Consider the following 17,489-nt stretch of genomic DNA (forward strand, 5'->3'; position numbering starts at 1 on the left):
CTTCTCTTCTCGCCCGCTCTTCAGCGGGAGGCGAACTATAGCAAACTTCCTCACCCCTTTGCAATACCCTGGCGTAAATTATTTAGGGCGTTTGTAGAAAAGCAAAAGGGTGCGCTGCGCGCACCCTGCTGCTTTCTTATTATTTATGGATATGTCTGTGAACGGGCATCACGCCTCATCCTCGGACGACGCTGAGCTCCTGCCTGCGCAGGGGCGACGAGTCGGTGGCTATCTATATAGTGCTGATTTCGCTGATCGACCGAAAACCATTCCCGCCCTAAGCCTCTCCTTGAAAGGCAGGGGGTTCATGGCTTTGCGGGATGCTGGAATTGCTGCATGAATGGGATGAAATTTTTCAAACTATATAGACGCTAGATGCGACTTATATTTATAGAGGCGCGGCCATATATAACACGCCTCTATATAGTCTCTATATAAGTAGAGACAAAATTACTTATTCTTAAATACCGCCGGACGTTTCTCCAGGAAGGCTTGCATACCTTCTTTCTGATCTTCCGTACCAAAACTCGCCTGGAACAAACGACGCTCATACTGTATGCCTTCTGACAGCGTCGTTTCATAAGCGCGGTTCACAGACTCCTTCGCCATCATGATGATAGGCAAAGACATGGAAGCGATCACATTCGCTGCAGCGAAAGCCTCTTCCATCAACTTGTCCAGTGGCACTACACGGGATACCAGGCCTGCGCGTTCTGCTTCGACTACATCCATCATGCGTGCGGTCAGGCACATGTCCATGGCTTTGGATTTGGATATCGCGCGTGGCAGGCGCTGTGTGCCACCAGCGCCAGGTAAAGTGCCCAGCTTGATTTCTGGCTGGCCGAACTTGGCATTTTCTGCAGCAATGATGAAGTCACACATCATGGCGACTTCGCAGCCACCACCGAGAGCATAGCCTGCAACAGCAGCAATCACGGGCTTGCGGATCTGGCGCATGGTCTCCCAGTTGCGGGTGATGTAGTCATCTTTATAGGCATCCATGAAGCTATAGCCGACCATGGCGGCGATGTCAGCACCGGCGGCAAAGGCTTTTTCACTGCCTGTCAGAATGATGCAATGGATGTTTTCATCCTTGTCGAAAGCTTTCAGTGCCAGGCCCAGTTCATCCATGAGCTGATCATTCAGCGCATTCATGGCCTTGGGGCGGTTCAGGGTGATCAAACCGACTTTGTCGCGGGTTTCAGTCAAAATACATTCGTATGTCATAGATGCTCCTGATTTTATTAAGTAGTGATATGCAGCATGAATGCCGGTATATCTATTGTAATGCGCCGGACCAGCACCTGTAATGAGGTACGCAAATAAGCACGCAAATAAGCACGCAAATTAGCAGGTACAATGCGCTTAATTTATTGAGCGAGGTGAGTGCGATGTGGTTACTAGCGCTGGAAGCAGGCGTAGCGATGTTCATGCTGATTTTTATCGTCTGGTGGACGATGTTTCATGGTCGCGCACCAGAAAGACCAGAAACACCACCCAAGGAAGATAAAAAGCCTATAGAACAAAGCAAGCAAAGCCAGGATAATGAAAATCCGCAATAAGCCTGGACTGTGCCAGTATCAATGCAGGGTACGCGGCAAAGACAAAACAAACTCAGGTATCTCTGCCTCAAAGCGATGGGCATCTTCTGCCACGCAGAAATAAGTGCCCTTCATGCTGCCCTGTGGCGTCCTTAATGAACTGCCACTGGTGTATTCAAAGCTTTGCCCTGGCGCCAGGAAAGGTTGATGGCCGACTACACCCAAGCCCTTGACTTCTTCTACATGGTTGGTACTGTCGGTAATGATCCAGTGGCGTGAAATGACTTGCGCCGCCACGGTGCCGGTATTCTTTATGGTGATGGTGTAGGCAAAAACGAAATTGTTTTGCTCAGGATCGGACTGGTCTTTGAGGTATTGTGTCGCCACCGATACACTTATTTCATACGCTGCCATAATTTTCTCTCATGATGAACTATGTTCATTGTGCCAGACGAAGACAACAGCCGCTTGCCCTCACAAGGTAAAATAGCATATCTTTTTCAAGCACGATTCCATCATGACTACTTTCCGCATTGCTCCCAGTATATTGTCCGCCGATTTCGCCCGCCTGGGAGAAGAAGTCCGCCATGTCGTCGCCGCTGGCGCAGACATGATCCATTTTGATGTCATGGACAATCATTACGTTCCCAACCTGACCATAGGCCCCATGGTGTGCGAAGCGATACGCCCACATGTGCAAGTACCTATCGATGTGCATCTGATGGTCAAGCCGGTGGACCGCATCATCCCGGACTTTGCCAAGGCGGGTGCGAATATCATCACCTTCCACCCGGAAGCCTCAGAACATATAGACCGCAGCCTGCAAACCATACGTGACCATGGTTGCAAGGCTGGCCTGGTATTCAACCCGGCGACACCACTGCATGTACTGGAAAATGTCATCGACAAAGTCGATATCGTTTTGATCATGTCGATCAACCCTGGATTTGGTGGTCAGACATTTATCCCACACACGCTGAAGAAAATTGCGCAAGCCCGCAAGATCATTGATGAATCTGGCCGCGACATCATGCTGGAAGTCGATGGCGGCGTCAAAATCGAGAACATCGCAGAAATAGCTCGTGCTGGTGCCGATACCTTTGTTGCCGGTTCTGCCATATTTGGCAAACCCGACTACAAGGCCATCATTGATGCCATGCGCGTAGAGTTATCCAAGGTTTAACCCCCATTTCACTTCAGGCTTTTCGCCACACCAGGCGAAAGGCCTACATCTGATCGCCCCCACCATGTTCAGCTACATCAAAGCCGCCATCATCGATCTCGATGGCACCATGATAGATACCGCACCAGATTTCCTGGTTGCCATCAACCGCATGCGCTTAGAATTTGCGCTGGCACCGCTGACGCTGGATGTCATCAAGACCATGGTGGGCAAGGGCTCTGAAAATCTTATCCAGCAAGTCTTGTCGCTGGATTTTGATGCCGCTGGTGTAGCAGCACGCTTTGACGACGCTCTGGCTGCTTACCAGCGTCATTACCTGGCTATCAATGGTGATCACAGCCAGCTTTACCCTGAGGTGCATGAAGGCCTGCAAGCTATGCGTGATCTGGGGCTGCGCTTGATCTGCGTCACCAATAAGCCACTGGTCTTCGCCCTGCCGCTGATGCAAAAGAAAGAAATCAGCTCTTATTTTGAACGAGTCTATGGCGGCGACAGCTTTGCAAAAAAGAAACCTGATCCCCTGCCCATGCTCGAAACCTGCAAGGCTCTGGGCTTGCCACCATCACAAGTGCTGGCCATAGGCGATTCCAGCAATGATGCAATTGCTGCCCGCGCAGCAGGTTGCCCAGTCTTGACAGTGCCGTATGGATACAACCACGGCGAAGCTGTACAAAATATTCAAAGTGATGGTATAGTCGAAACCCTGTTGGTAGCAGCACAACTGCTGTCAGCGAAAAACTCTCATTGACTTTCAAACCATTCACATAACGAATGTTCATCGATAACAAACGTTCCATGATCACTCCAGGCACTTTTGAGGCCTGGCTATGGCGACGCTGGCAATTCTGTTAAACCACGAATGCCGCGAGTGGCTGTGCACATCCCAAGCACATCTTCTTGCTTGTTATATCAATCTGTTTTACCCGTCCATACTCTCTTGAGCGAATTTGCGTGCGCTGCTAGCTGCTGCTGTAGACGCGTGCATAAGCTTCAGGAACAGGCAGGCGGTTGAAAGAAAACCATGACCGAACTCGAATTCAAATCGTTGGCCGCGCAAGGCTACAACCGTATCCCCATGATTGCGGAAGCTTTCGCCGATCTGGAAACCCCGCTCACCCTGTATCTGAAACTCGCGCAAACCCAGAATGCCGGCAAGAATACTTTCTTGCTTGAATCCGTCATGGGTGGCGAGCGTTTTGGCCGCTATTCCTTCATAGGCTTGCCTGCCAATACCCTGGTGCGCAGCTTTGGCGACAAAGTCGAAGTCCTGAAAAATGGCCAGATCATCGAAAGCCGCGACATGAACCCGCTGGATTTCATTGCCGAATTCCAGGCGCGTTTCAAGGTGGCATTGCGCCCTGGCCTACCACGTTTTTGCGGTGGCCTGGCTGGTTACTTCGGCTATGACGCCGTGCGCCATGTAGAAAAACGCCTGGCTGGCAAGGCACCAAAAGATGATCTAGGCTTGCCAGAAATCCAGTTATTGCTGACTGAAGAACTGGCCGTCATCGACAATGTATCTGGCAAACTCTACCTCATCGTGTATGCCGACCCTACCCAGCCAGAAGCCTGGTCCAAAGCCCGCCAGCGCCTGAAAGACTTGCGCGCCATGTTGCGCCGTAGTGTGGATGCTCCGGTCACATCGGCATCCGTTCGCACAGAGTCCATACGCGACTTCGCCAAGGATGATTACCTGAAGGCGGTAGAAAAAGCCAAGGAATACATCATGGCAGGCGACCTCATGCAAGTGCAGGTGGGTCAGCGCATCAAGAAACCCTATGTCGATTCACCGCTGTCACTGTACCGCGCCCTGCGTTCGCTGAACCCATCGCCGTATATGTATTTCTATAATTTTGGCGACATGCAAATCATAGGCGCATCCCCAGAAATCCTGGTGCGCAATGAAAGCCTGAACGATGGCAGCAAGAAAGTCACCATACGCCCACTGGCTGGCACCCGCCCGCGCGGCGCAACACCAGAACGCGATGCAGAACTGGCAAAAGAATTGCTGGCCGACCCGAAAGAAATCGCCGAACACGTGATGCTCATCGACCTGGCCCGCAATGACATAGGCCGCATCGCCCAGACTGGCAGCGTCAAGGTCACCGACCAGATGGTCATCGAAAAATATTCGCACGTGCAACACATCGTCTCGAATGTAGAAGGTGTCTTGCAAGCCGATTTGTCCAACCTTGATGTATTGAAAGCCACCTTCCCGGCAGGCACTTTGTCTGGCGCTCCCAAGGTCAGGGCGATGGAACTCATTGATGAACTCGAACCCGTCAAACGCGGCATCTATGGAGGTGCCTGCGGTTACCTGTCCTTCGGCGGTGAAATGGATTTGGCGATTGCCATACGCACCGGTGTCTTGAAGGATGGCATGCTGTATGTACAGGCAGCCGCTGGCGTGGTGGCTGATTCAGTGCCGGAAATGGAATGGCAGGAAACTGAAAACAAGGCACGCGCAGTATTGCGTGCGGCAGAACAAGTGCAAGATGGCCTGGATGGAGAGATTTGATCAAATGCCAGACCAAAAAGCTCACCACAGAGACACCGAGACACAGAGAAAAACAGAGAATGACTTATTGAGTGAACAAGTCATCGGTGCAGCAATAGAAGTGCACAAGCATCTGGGTCCAGGTCTTTTGGAGAGTGCGTATGAAAGCTGTCTTTGTCATGAACTGTATTTGCGCAAACTCAGCTTCAAACGTCAGGTCTCACTGGATATTGCCTATAAAGGTGTGGAGGTAGAGTCTGCTTATCGGCTTGACCTGGTAGTTGAAGATAGCTTGGTACTGGAATTGAAGGCAATAGAATCACTGCTCCCTGTCCATACGGCACAACTGCTTACCTACTTACGCCTGACTGGTTATAAAACTGGATTACTTATTAATTTCATGGTGCCCGTATTAAAAAGCGGGATCAAAAGGGTTTCTCTGTGAAACTCTGTGTCTCCGTGACTCTGTGTTGAGAGGCCTTACTTATGTTACTGATGATAGACAACTACGATTCCTTCACCTACAACCTGGTGCAGTATTTTGCCGAGCTGGGTGAGGATGTGCGTACCTACCGAAATGATGAAATTACGATAGAAGAGATTGAAGCATTGAAGCCTGATCATATCTGCATTTCGCCCGGTCCTTGTACACCAGCAGAAGCAGGTGTTTCCATCGCCGTCATAGAACGCTTTGCTGGCAAGACGCCTATCCTCGGTGTCTGCCTTGGTCACCAGGCCATAGGTGCAGCCTTTGGCGGCAAAGTCATCCGCGCCAAGCAAGTCATGCATGGCAAGACTTCTGCCATTGCGCACACTGGTGTTGGCGTCTTCAGAAATTTACCTAGCCCTTACACGATTACCCGTTATCACTCCCTGGCGATAGAACGCGCCAGCCTGCCGGATTGCCTGGAAGTGACTGCATGGACAGATGACGGCGAAATCATGGGTGTACGCCATAAGGAATTCAATCTCGAAGGCGTGCAATTCCACCCCGAATCCATATTGTCCGAGCATGGCCACGCCCTGCTGAAAAACTTTTTGACTGGAACAGCATCATGACCATCTCTCAACAAGAAGCACTGACACGCCTGATAGAACACCGTGAAATTTTTCACGATGAAATGCTGTTCCTGTTCCGCAAACTGATGGGTGGCGAAATGTCGCCAGTCATGATTACCGCACTGACCATGGGCCTGCGCGTCAAAAAAGAAAGCATAGGCGAGATCACTGCCGCCGCCCAGGTCATGCGCGAATTCTCAACAAAGGTACCACTGGCAAATACGGACAACATGATCGACATCGTCGGTACTGGTGGTGACGGTGCGCATACTTTCAATATCTCTACTGCATCGATGTTCGTTACTTCCGCTGCTGGCGCACGCGTCGCCAAACATGGCGGTCGCAGTGTGTCCTCATCCTCCGGCAGTGCTGATGTACTCGAATCTTTGGGCGCGAACATCAATCTCAAACCTGAGCAAATCGCCCAGTCGATAGCACAAACCGGTATAGGTTTCATGTTTGCACCTAACCACCACGCAGCGATGAAGCATGCTGCACCAGTAAGACGTGAACTGGGCGTGCGTACTATCTTCAATATCCTGGGGCCATTGACCAATCCGGCAGGTGCACCGAATATCTTGATGGGTGTATTCCACCCTGATCTGGTGGGTATACAAATCCGCGTCTTGCAAAGACTGGGGGCGCAACATGCACTGGTGGTGTGGGGGCGTGACAATATGGATGAAGTCTCACTCGGTGCACCGACCATGGTGGGTGAACTGGTGAATGGTGAAATCCGCGAATACGATATCCACCCGGAAGACTTTGGTTTGCAAATGGTATCCAACCGCAATCTGCGTGTAAATGGTGCAGACGAATCGAAAGCCAAGATATTGGAAGTGATGAACAATGTTGAAGGCGCAGCAACTGACATCGTCGCCCTGAATGCAGGTACAGCCCTGTACGGTGCGGGCATAGCCACATCGATTGCAGATGGCGTCAAGCTAGCCCAAGCAGCTATCGCATCCGGCGCAGCCAAGGCCAAGCTGGAACAGTTCATAGCAGTCACCCAGCAATTAGGGAAGTAAGCTTATGTCTGATATTTTAAATAAAATCCTGGCAGTCAAAGCCGATGAAGTGGCGGCAGCCAAGAAATATCAGTCCTTTGCCAGCCTGCGTGCAGAAGTAGAGAGCAACAAGGAAGCGCAAGCAGATCTGCGCAGTTTTGAAGGTAGTTTGCGTGGCAAGATTGCGGCGGGCAAGGCAGCGGTAATTGCGGAGATTAAAAAAGCCTCGCCTTCAAAAGGAGTGTTGCGTCCCGACTTTCATCCAGCAGCGATCGCGCAAAGCTATGCTGAACATGGTGCGGCCTGTTTATCTGTGCTGACAGACGTGCAGTTTTTCCAGGGCGCGCCTGAATATCTGCTACAGGCTCGTGCTGCTTGTATTTTGCCTGCATTGCGCAAGGATTTCATGATCGATCCTTACCAGATCTATCAGGCCAGGCATTGGGGTGCAGATTGCATTTTGCTCATCGTCTCTGCACTTGATCACGGCCTGATGGCTGACCTGGAAGCTTGCGCACATGAATTGGGCATGGGTGTCCTGGTTGAAGTACATGATGCTGAAGAACTGGAAGCCGCGCTAAAACTCAAGACTGCCATGCTGGGTATCAATAACCGTAACCTGCGTACTTTTGAAGTGTCTCTGGATACGACCATAGGTTTGCTGCCAAGGATTACACCAGACAAGCTGGTAATTACTGAATCAGGCATCATGTCAGCAGCGGATGTCACCCGCATGCGTGAAGCGAATGTGCATGGCTTTTTGGTGGGCGAGGCTTTTATGCGGGCTGAGAACCCGGGAGAGGAATTAGCCAAAGTGTTTGGGTAACTTGCGACAGAAGCGCAAGTTTAGCCCAGCCCCCGAAAAAAAATATCACCTTTACTCCCAATGTCGTCGCTCCTGCGCAGGCAGGAGCACAGCGACTTTCGTTGGTTATCGAAGGTACTTGTAAAGTCCGCGTAAAAAATACTCTCGCCCTTCAATGCAAACGAGGAAATTGCATCGGGCGGAAATCAAACTCACCACTTACACCCCTTCCCACTTACCGTATCCGCCACGATCACCCCAGCGACAAGCAAACCGGATATGGCAACATTGCCTACCCTCGCCCCTTCCGAATACGCATTCATGCAGTTTTTGCGTTTGGCATCCGCGACGTCCCTGCCAAATTTTTCTTCCATTCTCAATTCAGTGACAGGCTGACTAAAAGCTCGTGCGGGCTCTTTCAAACGCTGCGTCTTGTCATTCGCAACAGCACCGCGCCGCAAGGTATCAAGATCAAGTGAGGCTGATTTACTCTCTGCCGCAGCTTGAGTAGCGGGTACATCAGTGACAGGCAAGGTTTGGGTTTCAGGCGATACGTCTATAGAAACTGGCCTGTTCTTTTCACGGACAGAGGGCAATCCGGACGTGACTGTCCTAGGTGCCCGGACAACTTCAGGCTGCGTTTCAGGCCTGGTTTTGGGAAGAGACTTTGGCACAGCTTGCACCATACTGACATCCAGATACGCCAGCCCGTCTTGCTTTGCTACATATCGTCCGTGTATCTGCCGCAAACCCAGCAACAGGAACAGGTGTAATAGAATAATCCCTGCCCAGTTCGCAGACTTTTGCCATAACGCTTGCTGCGGGTAAGAAGGTGACACTGTCATGCAAGCCCAGGCTGAGGTGATAATTTAATATGACAAAATCATACTATAGAAAGTTCAGCGCCTGCGCAGCAGAAATAGCAGACATAAAAAAACGCCGTACAGCAAATCACTGTACGGCGCGTTATCAGATATCAGATTAGATGCAGTTTACAACTTACTTCTTGCCAGACTTTTGAAAGCTTGGTCTCACCAAACTGGCAACCTTGCCTGCTGCCTGCACTGTCAGGCTCACGGCTGGTACATCATCCGCCTGCAATTTAGCCTGCACTGTCAACAATTCATCACGGCGGAAGGCATGAATCTGCACAGTCTCACCTACACGATACCGTCCCAGCGCCGTAGCCAGACTATCAGCAGCATCTGCAGCAGTGACACGCAAACCATTGATGGCGATGATGACATCGTTTGGCGACAAACCAGCGACATGTGCTGCACGGCCTTCATGTGCATTGGCGATCTTGCAGTCATTACCGTCGCGCACAACACGCACGCCAAGGCTGGTTTTTTTGCTTGCACTGCCATCGTTTACCTGCAAGGCGAAGTCCGCATACAGACTTGCCAGCGGTACGTCTTCAGTGCCACGCACATGCTTGTCGAGGAAGCGACGTACATTCACGCCTGTGACTTGTTCCACCAGACTTTCAAATTCAGTCTCGCCCAGGCCTTGTTGTTTGCCTGACAGGCTACGCTCATAAAAGTCGCGGCCAAATTTTTGCCACATGGCGCGCATGACGTCATCGAGAGACTTTTTACCGGCGGTTTCTGCGCGTATCATCAAATCCAGGCCCAGTGCCACCAGAGAACCCTTGGTGTAATAACTGACTATCGCATTCGGTGAATTTTCATCCTGGCGATAATACTTGGTCCAGGCATCGAAGCTGGATTCAGCCACGCTTTGCTTTGTACGACCGCTACCACGTGTCACCATATTGATGGTTTTGGCCAGCAATTTGAAGTAAGCAGCTTCATCAATCACGCCTGCACGTACCAGCATCAAGTCATCATAGTAGCTGGTGAAGCCTTCAAATACCCACAGCAGGCTGGTGTAGTTTTCGTGACGCAAATCATAGCTGGCAAAGGCCGCAGGCTTGATGCGCTTGACGTTCCAGGTGTGGAAATATTCATGGCTGCACAGGCCCAAAAAGCCGCGATAGCCATCGCTCATTTCCGCCTGGTGTTTGACTGGCAAATCAGTGCGGTTGCAAATCAACGCAGTAGAAGCACGATGCTCCAGACCGCCATAACCTTCGCCCACCACCATGGTCATGAAGACATAGCGGTCCATTGGTGCTTTTTTGGTGCGCGGTTCGAAGAAAGCGATTTGCGTTTCACAGATTTTTTGTACATCTGCGACGATGCGCTCCATATCCATATTCGGTACTTTGCCGGTCACGACAAAGTCATGCGAGATGCCGTGCGCATCAAATGTCGCCAGCGCAAAATCACCCATTTCAACCGGGTGATCTATCAGTTCATCATAATTGGCGGCTATATAAGTACCAAAGCCGTAGCGCTTGGCTTTCAGCTCAGGTAGTGACGTGGCAACGCGCCAGGTCTTGCAGGTGACATCGTCAGAACGCCGGATATCAACCACATGCGCATTCATTTCCTGGCCATGCACGCTCAAAAATACGCTGGTGCCATTGAAGAAACCATGGCTTTGATCGAGGTGCGCTGCACGAACCGACAAATCCCAGGCATATACTTCATAAGTGATGCGCAGAGCGCCTTTGCAAGGCGCAGCTTGCCAGGTGTGTTTGTCGAGCTTTTTCAGTGCGACTTTTTTGCCGTCAGAGCTGGCCTTGATCTGCACGATGTTGCGGGCAAATTCACGCACCATATAACTGCCGGGTATCCATGCCGGCAAGCTGACGATCTGACCATCGGTATCAGGTGCTGCGATATCCAGCGTGACCAGGTACATATGTCCGGCCAGGTCCTTGGGGACGATGGTATATGCCAGTGCATGGGCTGATGCAGACACGTTCGTCACTTGTCTCTTTGTTGTTATCGTTTTTTTCATTCTGAACGATCTTTCTGTTTCTTAAATAATGAGTACTGAAGTGAGGAGTGGGAAGTCGGAACAGAATTTCATGACGCGGTGTAATTACGTACATTGGCCGCAATAAAAGTAAATAACTGCGCCCCTACAACTGCACGTGTCAATTGCAAACGCAAATTGATAAACCATGCTGGCACACCATAAGATTGATAGAGACGCTTGTCTATCTTGTAGGTCGCGATAAAACCGGCAACCTGCACGATAAAACCTATCAGCATATGGTTCAAAAACAGCCAGGCAATAATAATGGGAACCACGCCCCAGATCAGGACTTTTTTGTTTTCATTCTCATGCCCGCCACCTGCCATGAGAGCGACGCCCCAATGCAGGCCGCCAAGAAAAGACAAAATCACAATGCCATAATGCAGTTGTGCCTTGATCAGAGCCCCCAACCAGTCTGGATGCACGATCCAGCAAGCCAGCGTCAAAAAGATAAATGGTGCAAGCCCGGCAATGCCTATCCGTATTGCCAGTTTTCGATTGAGATTATCCATACATTTTGGCAGCACCAATACCGCCCACTTCTAAATCAGGTGGAAGAAAACCGCTATTCTATGGTTATTTTAGTTGTATAGATATATCCACAAGCTATTTAGAAGCAACAAAACTGGCGGTGAAGGTCAAAAATTGTGGAAAATCCTTAGCCGTCGTGCGTATCGTCTGTGAAACCATGTCTTATTTGCAGTATTTTAATCACAAAATCATTGAATCCTGTATTTCAAGCATTTGCTTTCCCTCCTTTATCCAAATGACTGAGCAAGGCATCGCGAGTATCAATATCCTCATGAATGCCAGGGTCATCCACTTCTATTTGCGTGAGCGGATTGCTTTGTAAAACACTGCGGGCACCAATGTCGCCCTGCAAATCCAGCAATTGTGGCAAGTATTGATTGGCAAACCCAACCGGGTTACCGCGCCGTCCCTGATACACCGGCGCGACTATTCCAGCCCCTGCCTGCAAGGCTTCAAACAACAGTGACATGGTAGAAGTTTTTACTGAGGGCATATCGGCCAGGGCGATGACCCATCCAGCACTGTCAGCCGTAGTACGCAAGGCATGTTTGAGAGAATTCGCCATGCCCGCATCAGCTTCATGACAGACCAGGCACTCAATACCCATTGCCTGCAATTGGCCTGCCAACTCCGAATTATCTGGCCTCAGCACAGCAATAACATGCGGCATGACCGCCAGCAAATTCTGTGCGCTATGCTGTGCTACCGATTTGCCATCCGCCAGTATTTGCAAGAGTTTGTCTTGCCGACCACTGGCATCAAAGCGACGTCCGCGCCCAGCTGCCAGCAAAATGCCTGTCCAGCGTGGCGACGAAGTCATCGTGAATTATTACTTTAAATGGATTAGTTGGCTTTGCTATTGCCGGCCGCTGCAGCGATCCTGCTTTCCAGCGTTTTCACATCCAGCATGCCAGGTGCACGCGTGCCATCTGCAAAGAAAACAGAGGGCGTTCCCGTTACACGCAACTTTTGTCCAAGGGCAAAAATTTTATCGTTGGGTGTATTGCAGTTGGCAGCAGCCTCAGGTGCGACCTTGCCGTGCAACATCCATTCGTCCCAGGCCTTATTGCGATCAGCCGAACACCAGATGTTTTTGGATTTGGTTTTGGAATCCTCTGCCAGAATGTTATACATGAACGTGTAAACAGTGATGTTGTCCATCGTCGCCAGCGTCTTACGGAACTGTTTGCAATAGCCACAATTCGGATCTTCAAATACCGCGATGACACGCTTGCCATCGCCCTTGACCATCTTCAATGCAGATTCCAGCGGCAGCTCAGAAAACTTCACCTTGGTCAGGTCATCTATCCTGGCCTTGGTGTAATTGGTGCCATTCTTTGCGTCTATGACTTCACCCGTGAACAGGAATTGTGCCTTCTCATCGGTGTACATGATATCTGAACCTATGCGTACCTCGAACAGACCTGAATATGGCGTCTTGGTCACAGAATCAATCTTCACACCTTCGCGAAATGTGGGCTGTACCAGCTTGCGCACATTGGCTTCTTGCGCCGTCTCGGCAGCAAAGACACTGCCAGCCAAAGCCAGCGCAATGACCATCAGGCCTTGTAGAGTTTTTTTCATTTTCAATCTTCTTTCATTTTCTTCATACTTGCGCACGAACATCAAAACCATAAAAGACCGCAGTCTGGTTCTTGGTCGTATTCATTGCAGCAAACTTACAAACACACCACTACACCACGCCAGACTTATTTCCCCATGGCGTGAGCGATTAATTTGTTCTTTATGACTGGCAAGCGGTCCAGCAAGTTCAATCCCAGATCACGTATTGTACGCAAAGGCGTCAAATCAGATGCAAACAGGCGTGCCAGGCCATCTGTGGTTGCCAGCATCAGCATCACCTCCTCCTTGCGCGCACGCTGGTAACGGCCCAGCAAACGGGCATCACCGCAATCACGATGCGCTTCTTTTTCTTTAATCACTTTCAGCAAATCAACCACATCCGCAAAACCCAGGTTCATGCCATGCCCCGCCAGCGGATGCACAGCGTGCGCGGCATCCCCCACCAGGGCTACTCGTGGCGCGATCATGCTGTGTGGCCGCATCAGACGCAAAGGAAAAGCCTTGATTGCCTCTGGCAGCACTGGCTGCAAGGCACCAAGCACTTCACCACAATATGGCATCAAACGCTCAACCAGCGCAGACAAAGGCTCGCGCAATAAAGTCTCGGCCAGTGCATCAGGTGCCGACCATACCAGTGATACACGGTTACCCGGCAAAGGCAGCAAGGCGATAATGCCATGCTCTTGTACAAACCACTGATGAGCAACACCATGATGCGGTTTGGTACATTCAAAATTGCTCACCACACCCTGCTGATGATAAGAACGGTAATCCAGTCCAATATCGCAAGCACCTCGTACCCAGGACTGTGCACCATCTGCGCCGATGATCAGAGACGCACGTATGCTGCTGCCATCGTCCAGCACTATTTGCGCAGCATCAGGCTGTACCACCAAAGCCTGCGCCCGCCCCTGCACCAACGTCAGATTCTGCGCAAACCGCAAAGCCGTATCCAGCGCCTGGTTCAGATTCTTGTCTTCGATGATCCAGGCCAGTTCATTCACATGCGCGCCATAAGCATCAAAGCCCAGCCTGCCCGCATCAATGCCGCCGCCCTGTACCTGCATGGCCGATACTGGTGCCACCCGCGCCTGATCCAGTGCATCCCAGACCTTTAATGAAGATAGCAAATCATGCGCCACATGGTTAAGCGCATATACCCGCACATCCCAGTCAGCAGTTGAACCGGGAGCCAAATTGGGAACAACTGCAGGCACTCCAGAACCAGGAGCGCACAACAAGTTCACACGTAACCCCGCCTGGGCAAAGCCCAAAGCCGCCGCCTTGCCAACCGCCCCATTACCAACAATACAAATATCGCAATCCCGCACCTGAGCAGACATCAGTCCCCCATCAAAAACCAGATAATGCCCCATTATACGGGAAGCCCACCCACCTGCCCGATGCGCCAGATCAAAGCCCCATCATAGAGAGGAGAACGGCTTTTTTCAGAAAAAGCTTGCAAACCACTCCCAACATGTCTATAATTCTTGGTCTTGGCCTGGTAGCTCAGTCGGTAGAGCAGAGGATTGAAAATCCTTGTGTCGGTGGTTCGATTCCGCCCCGGGCCACCAAGAATAAGCAATAAAATCAAACGGTTACATGTTTATGCATGTAACCGTTTTTGTTTTGTCTTTCACTTTTCTTTTCTATGTAACTGTAAGCTCGCGGCGATTTTGTCCCCCGTTCGCGCTTTATTTGTCACCGCAATAAACAAGGCGCTTGCGGGTTATTTGTCCCTCATGTAAGGGCGCGAAAAACTTTGCACTTGTTTGCATATGACTTTGAATTTTCTCTAAGCTCACTCTTCTTTCGTTTACTCTATATTTTTAAGTCTTTCCATTCATCTGGAATGCTGATTTCTATGATGCGATTGCTTCCTAAGTGGGACGATAAGTCAGCGCGCAGCGACGCTATAGCATTAATGTAGTGGGGTTCGTCTTCTTTTAATGCGCGTAAAATTAATGCATTAATAGCTTCAATTCTCCCAAGCAAATACTTTGGTATTTCCCGCGTAGAATAGTCCAAATCTGTTTGAGCGTTTGGATCGTAGGTCAATAACGACAGTTTCGCCTGAATTTCCGTCATCACTTCATAGTGCTCCTTTTGAAAGTAGACTAAAGATTTGTAATTTGATTGCGCACCAAAGACTCGACCCATGGCACTTGTATTCTGATTTTTAAAAAGAAAAGCCAAAGATTGAATGTTTACTTCCAGCGACTCATCAAATTCGTAAACTATGGGTAGCAATTGCCCCCAATCTGGAAGATCGGCAGTAACACCTCTAGTTTTATTGCGACTGTCTATCACCCCTCTTTTATATACTAGGAAAGCGATTGTCATTTCGGCTAACATGGCCATTGCAACGTTCCCTGCAGCAACCTGCTCCTCTTCTTTTTGGCTCTGACGAAACACGTAATTAGAAAAAAAAGCTAATCCAGCGCCTAAAAATGAGCCTAGCATCGTTTTAGTTATATCCAGAATAATTGTGTCTATGTGGGGCATGCGCTTTCCTTAGAATTTATAATGGCAGAATGATTATAGTGTAGCGATGATCCAATATTGTGTAAGGGCGAGTTTGTTGTAAGGGCGCGCCAGATTTGTCCCTCATTCGCAGATATTTTGGCGCTGTAAAAAATCAAATATTTGCAATACGTTTGTCACTGTCGTCGAAATAGTCCAATTGAAAACACCGCCAATAAGGCGGTGTTTTCAATTGGAACTTTCTATTCCGGCATATTTATATCGCCTTGATCAAAGACTCTGTAATTCCATTGGACGCCGCTAGGAAACTCTATCTTTGTCGACTCCCCACCTTTTAACATGACTGTTTTACGAGCCGACGTGAGTGGAGCTGGATTGCTATCCATGCACTTCATATAGAACACATCCACATAGGCTACCGAGTTACATTGTTGATAGCTAAAAATCAGGTCAACTTGTGTTCCGAATTTGGTCTCAAACGAGCCATCTGCGTAGGCTATTGTGTACAAAATATTTGTAGGGCCAACAAATTGCATTTGAGACTTAATGCCATTCGCGACTTGAAGTTGGGAAGCAGTATTCTTAAAACGCTCGTACTCTACCAACGAACTACCGCCAAACTGATGCTTTCCATTCAGGGTAACGATATTAGAGTAGCCAACATATCTTGCTTGCTTCTCTTTCTTTACTGCATCACCAGTAGCACATCCAGCGAGTGAAAGGACGAAAGCCGATATACAACCAGCGATCAATTTTTTCTTAACCTGAGCGAAATTCATATAATTTCCTTTTTTTTGAAGAGTAGGAGTGTCGGGCTGAATAAAACTTTATCAGTCTGACTAGTTATTTTAATATGAAATCAGCGTAATTCTGATTGCGTTAAAATAAACTTTCCATTATTCCAGGCTCCCAATTCATTATCACCAATTCCTTACTTGTTTCAGGCTGGCCATGGGTATTGGATACACTGTACTTAATGGTAAGTTCCATGATGTGCAAACCGTTAAACGCCTCCCTTATAGCCGGGTGATCATTGATGCTGACCATTACTTTGCCCTTGCAAGTCCGCATAAATTCAGCCATCTGCACATAGTTTTCATAACCAAATTCAACCCCGTATCCCTCCGTCTCCCAATACGGCGGATCACAGTAAAAGAAGGTGTGCGCCCGGTCGTATCGCTTCATGCAGTCTAACCAGGGCAGGTTCTCCACATACGTGCCAGCCAGGCGCAAATGGGCGGCACTCAGGCTTTCCTCTATGCGGCACAGGTTAATCGGTGATCCTGTCGTGGCCGTGCCAAAGTTCTGACCACTTACCTTGCCACCAAAGGCATGCTGCTGTAGGTAGTAAAACCTGGCCGCACGCTGGATATCAGTTAATGTCTCAGGGATAGCAGCCTTCTGCCATTTGAATATCTGGCGGCTACTAATTGCCCACTTGAACTGCCTTACAAACTCTTCCATGTGATGCTGGACGACCCTATACAGGTTCACCAGCTCGCCATTGATATCGTTTATTACCTCTGTTGGCGCTGGCACTGGCCGCAAGAAATACAGGGCAGCGCCACCACAAAACACCTCTACATAACACTCATGTTTCGGAAAAAGCGGCATCAGCTTATCCGCCAGCCTTCGTTTGCCACCCAGCCAAGGGATGATTGGATTCGTCATTCGCTACTCCTGGTGACGCTCCTGGGCGTTCAGGTATGGCACTCCTGGTGCTCAATTCATTTAACGCTTTACATCTGGGACACTTAATACTGAGCCTGGTGTATTCGCCAGCCCCTAGTTTTTTACTACACTTTCCACATCGTATTTCCTGCATTTAACGCTCCGTGCTAACATTCGCCCCACCTGTACAGGTGGCAGGGCCGTGGTTTGAGCGCAGTGCATGCTGCAATCAGATGAC

21 protein-coding genes and 1 tRNA gene are annotated in these 17,489 nt (G+C 49.7%); 10 read left to right on the forward strand and 12 right to left on the reverse strand.

Features of this window, described 5'->3' with window-relative positions:
- On the forward strand, positions 1-195 hold a 195-nt coding region (locus tag ACO0LN_RS27885; protein ID WP_422979597.1), incomplete at its 5' end, for a hypothetical protein.
- A gap of 255 nt (positions 196-450) precedes the next feature.
- Here ACO0LN_RS27885 and ACO0LN_RS27890 read toward each other — a convergent pair.
- A complete protein-coding gene (locus ACO0LN_RS27890; RefSeq protein WP_110258199.1) occupies positions 451-1,227 on the reverse strand; it encodes an enoyl-CoA hydratase in 777 nt (258 codons plus the stop codon).
- 164 nt (positions 1,228-1,391) lie between these two features.
- Here ACO0LN_RS27890 and ACO0LN_RS27895 point away from each other — a divergent pair, with 164 nt between their 5' ends.
- The gene (locus ACO0LN_RS27895; RefSeq protein ID WP_422979599.1) at positions 1,392-1,562 is read left to right on the forward strand and encodes a hypothetical protein; all 171 of its coding nucleotides are present in this window, start codon (positions 1,392-1,394) and stop codon (positions 1,560-1,562) included.
- A gap of 18 nt (positions 1,563-1,580) precedes the next feature.
- Here ACO0LN_RS27895 and apaG read toward each other — a convergent pair whose 3' ends face one another.
- On the reverse strand, positions 1,581-1,955 hold the full coding sequence (gene apaG, locus ACO0LN_RS27900) for a Co2+/Mg2+ efflux protein ApaG (protein WP_110258198.1): 375 nt from the start codon (positions 1,953-1,955) through the stop codon (positions 1,581-1,583).
- Between the two features lie 103 nt (positions 1,956-2,058).
- On the opposite strand from apaG, the gene rpe reads away from it, so the two are divergent.
- The 7 genes from rpe to trpC all read left to right on the forward strand — a co-directional run bounded on the left by rpe (position 2,059) and on the right by trpC (position 8,113).
- Positions 2,059-2,724: a ribulose-phosphate 3-epimerase gene (gene rpe / locus ACO0LN_RS27905; protein WP_422979601.1), complete on the forward strand. Its 666-nt coding sequence runs from the start codon at positions 2,059-2,061 to the stop codon at positions 2,722-2,724.
- Positions 2,725-2,788: 64 nt separating this feature from the next.
- Positions 2,789-3,472 carry a phosphoglycolate phosphatase gene (locus tag ACO0LN_RS27910; RefSeq protein WP_422979603.1) on the forward strand — a complete coding sequence of 228 codons (684 nt, stop codon included), beginning with the start codon at positions 2,789-2,791 and terminating at the stop codon, positions 3,470-3,472.
- A 273-nt stretch (positions 3,473-3,745) separates the two neighbouring features.
- Complete coding sequence (gene trpE / locus ACO0LN_RS27915) at positions 3,746-5,242, forward strand: anthranilate synthase component I (RefSeq protein WP_422979605.1); 1,497 nt, start codon at positions 3,746-3,748, stop codon at positions 5,240-5,242.
- A 4-nt stretch (positions 5,243-5,246) separates the two neighbouring features.
- Entirely contained in the window at positions 5,247-5,666 is a 420-nt protein-coding gene (locus ACO0LN_RS27920) for a GxxExxY protein (RefSeq protein ID WP_110258205.1), read from the forward strand.
- A 41-nt stretch (positions 5,667-5,707) separates the two neighbouring features.
- The gene (locus ACO0LN_RS27925) at positions 5,708-6,280 is read left to right on the forward strand and encodes an anthranilate synthase component II (protein ID WP_110258194.1); all 573 of its coding nucleotides are present in this window, start codon (positions 5,708-5,710) and stop codon (positions 6,278-6,280) included.
- Positions 6,277-7,308: an anthranilate phosphoribosyltransferase gene (gene trpD, locus ACO0LN_RS27930; RefSeq protein ID WP_422979608.1), complete on the forward strand. Its 1,032-nt coding sequence runs from the start codon at positions 6,277-6,279 to the stop codon at positions 7,306-7,308. Before ACO0LN_RS27925 ends, trpD begins: the two co-directional genes overlap by 4 nt.
- 4 nt (positions 7,309-7,312) lie before the next feature.
- Positions 7,313-8,113: an indole-3-glycerol phosphate synthase TrpC gene (gene trpC, locus ACO0LN_RS27935; RefSeq protein WP_422979610.1), complete on the forward strand. Its 801-nt coding sequence runs from the start codon at positions 7,313-7,315 to the stop codon at positions 8,111-8,113.
- Positions 8,114-8,304: 191 nt separating this feature from the next.
- Here trpC and ACO0LN_RS27940 read toward each other — a convergent pair whose 3' ends face one another.
- The 6 genes from ACO0LN_RS27940 to ACO0LN_RS27965 all read right to left on the reverse strand — a co-directional run bounded on the left by ACO0LN_RS27940 (position 8,305) and on the right by ACO0LN_RS27965 (position 14,439).
- Positions 8,305-8,937 (reverse strand): hypothetical protein, encoded by a 633-nt coding sequence (locus ACO0LN_RS27940; protein WP_422979612.1) that lies wholly within the window; start codon positions 8,935-8,937, stop codon positions 8,305-8,307.
- Positions 8,938-9,091: 154 nt separating this feature from the next.
- Positions 9,092-10,960, reverse strand: coding sequence for a M61 family metallopeptidase (locus ACO0LN_RS27945; protein ID WP_422979614.1), 1,869 nt, complete (start codon positions 10,958-10,960; stop codon positions 9,092-9,094).
- A gap of 68 nt (positions 10,961-11,028) precedes the next feature.
- A complete protein-coding gene (locus tag ACO0LN_RS27950; protein ID WP_162043392.1) occupies positions 11,029-11,493 on the reverse strand; it encodes a DUF3429 domain-containing protein in 465 nt (154 codons plus the stop codon).
- Positions 11,494-11,717: 224 nt separating this feature from the next.
- Entirely contained in the window at positions 11,718-12,332 is a 615-nt protein-coding gene (locus ACO0LN_RS27955; RefSeq protein ID WP_422979616.1) for a nucleotidyltransferase family protein, read from the reverse strand.
- Between the two features lie 23 nt (positions 12,333-12,355).
- Positions 12,356-13,096, reverse strand: coding sequence for a DsbC family protein (locus ACO0LN_RS27960; RefSeq protein WP_422979618.1), 741 nt, complete (start codon positions 13,094-13,096; stop codon positions 12,356-12,358).
- A 125-nt stretch (positions 13,097-13,221) separates the two neighbouring features.
- Positions 13,222-14,439 carry a UbiH/UbiF family hydroxylase gene (locus tag ACO0LN_RS27965; protein ID WP_422979620.1) on the reverse strand — a complete coding sequence of 406 codons (1,218 nt, stop codon included), beginning with the start codon at positions 14,437-14,439 and terminating at the stop codon, positions 13,222-13,224.
- A 155-nt stretch (positions 14,440-14,594) separates the two neighbouring features.
- On the opposite strand from ACO0LN_RS27965, the gene ACO0LN_RS27970 reads away from it, so the two are divergent.
- Positions 14,595-14,670 (forward strand) — tRNA-Phe (locus tag ACO0LN_RS27970).
- Positions 14,671-14,917: 247 nt separating this feature from the next.
- Here ACO0LN_RS27970 and ACO0LN_RS27975 read toward each other — a convergent pair.
- The 4 genes from ACO0LN_RS27975 to ACO0LN_RS27990 form a co-directional block, all read right to left on the reverse strand.
- Positions 14,918-15,601 (reverse strand): hypothetical protein, encoded by a 684-nt coding sequence (locus ACO0LN_RS27975; RefSeq protein ID WP_422979622.1) that lies wholly within the window; start codon positions 15,599-15,601, stop codon positions 14,918-14,920.
- 221 nt (positions 15,602-15,822) lie between these two features.
- Positions 15,823-16,359 carry a hypothetical protein gene (locus ACO0LN_RS27980; protein WP_422979624.1) on the reverse strand — a complete coding sequence of 179 codons (537 nt, stop codon included), beginning with the start codon at positions 16,357-16,359 and terminating at the stop codon, positions 15,823-15,825.
- Between the two features lie 100 nt (positions 16,360-16,459).
- Positions 16,460-17,251 (reverse strand): DNA adenine methylase, encoded by a 792-nt coding sequence (locus ACO0LN_RS27985; RefSeq protein WP_422979626.1) that lies wholly within the window; start codon positions 17,249-17,251, stop codon positions 16,460-16,462.
- A complete protein-coding gene (locus ACO0LN_RS27990; RefSeq protein ID WP_422979628.1) occupies positions 17,199-17,405 on the reverse strand; it encodes a Com family DNA-binding transcriptional regulator in 207 nt (68 codons plus the stop codon). Before ACO0LN_RS27990 ends, ACO0LN_RS27985 begins: the two co-directional genes overlap by 53 nt.
- Positions 17,406-17,489 lie beyond the last annotated feature (84 nt).

The organism is Undibacterium sp. TC9W (assembly GCF_049339865.1).
Lineage (GTDB): Bacteria > Pseudomonadota > Gammaproteobacteria > Burkholderiales > Burkholderiaceae_D > Undibacterium.

Coding starts and splice junctions, on each gene's coding strand:
- ACO0LN_RS27890 (WP_110258199.1), bottom strand. CDS start 1,227: ATGACATACGAATGTATTTTGACTGAAACCCGCGACAAAGTCGGTTTG.
- ACO0LN_RS27895 (WP_422979599.1), top strand. CDS start 1,392: ATGTGGTTACTAGCGCTGGAAGCAGGCGTAGCGATGTTCATGCTGATT.
- apaG (WP_110258198.1), bottom strand. CDS start 1,955: ATGGCAGCGTATGAAATAAGTGTATCGGTGGCGACACAATACCTCAAA.
- rpe (WP_422979601.1), top strand. CDS start 2,059: ATGACTACTTTCCGCATTGCTCCCAGTATATTGTCCGCCGATTTCGCC.
- ACO0LN_RS27910 (WP_422979603.1), top strand. CDS start 2,789: ATGTTCAGCTACATCAAAGCCGCCATCATCGATCTCGATGGCACCATG.
- trpE (WP_422979605.1), top strand. CDS start 3,746: ATGACCGAACTCGAATTCAAATCGTTGGCCGCGCAAGGCTACAACCGT.
- ACO0LN_RS27920 (WP_110258205.1), top strand. CDS start 5,247: ATGCCAGACCAAAAAGCTCACCACAGAGACACCGAGACACAGAGAAAA.
- ACO0LN_RS27925 (WP_110258194.1), top strand. CDS start 5,708: ATGTTACTGATGATAGACAACTACGATTCCTTCACCTACAACCTGGTG.
- trpD (WP_422979608.1), top strand. CDS start 6,277: ATGACCATCTCTCAACAAGAAGCACTGACACGCCTGATAGAACACCGT.
- trpC (WP_422979610.1), top strand. CDS start 7,313: ATGTCTGATATTTTAAATAAAATCCTGGCAGTCAAAGCCGATGAAGTG.
- ACO0LN_RS27940 (WP_422979612.1), bottom strand. CDS start 8,937: ATGACAGTGTCACCTTCTTACCCGCAGCAAGCGTTATGGCAAAAGTCT.
- ACO0LN_RS27945 (WP_422979614.1), bottom strand. CDS start 10,960: ATGAAAAAAACGATAACAACAAAGAGACAAGTGACGAACGTGTCTGCA.
- ACO0LN_RS27950 (WP_162043392.1), bottom strand. CDS start 11,493: ATGGATAATCTCAATCGAAAACTGGCAATACGGATAGGCATTGCCGGG.
- ACO0LN_RS27955 (WP_422979616.1), bottom strand. CDS start 12,332: ATGACTTCGTCGCCACGCTGGACAGGCATTTTGCTGGCAGCTGGGCGC.
- ACO0LN_RS27960 (WP_422979618.1), bottom strand. CDS start 13,096: ATGAAAAAAACTCTACAAGGCCTGATGGTCATTGCGCTGGCTTTGGCT.
- ACO0LN_RS27965 (WP_422979620.1), bottom strand. CDS start 14,439: ATGTCTGCTCAGGTGCGGGATTGCGATATTTGTATTGTTGGTAATGGG.
- ACO0LN_RS27975 (WP_422979622.1), bottom strand. CDS start 15,601: ATGCCCCACATAGACACAATTATTCTGGATATAACTAAAACGATGCTA.
- ACO0LN_RS27980 (WP_422979624.1), bottom strand. CDS start 16,359: ATGAATTTCGCTCAGGTTAAGAAAAAATTGATCGCTGGTTGTATATCG.
- ACO0LN_RS27985 (WP_422979626.1), bottom strand. CDS start 17,251: ATGACGAATCCAATCATCCCTTGGCTGGGTGGCAAACGAAGGCTGGCG.
- ACO0LN_RS27990 (WP_422979628.1), bottom strand. CDS start 17,405: ATGCAGGAAATACGATGTGGAAAGTGTAGTAAAAAACTAGGGGCTGGC.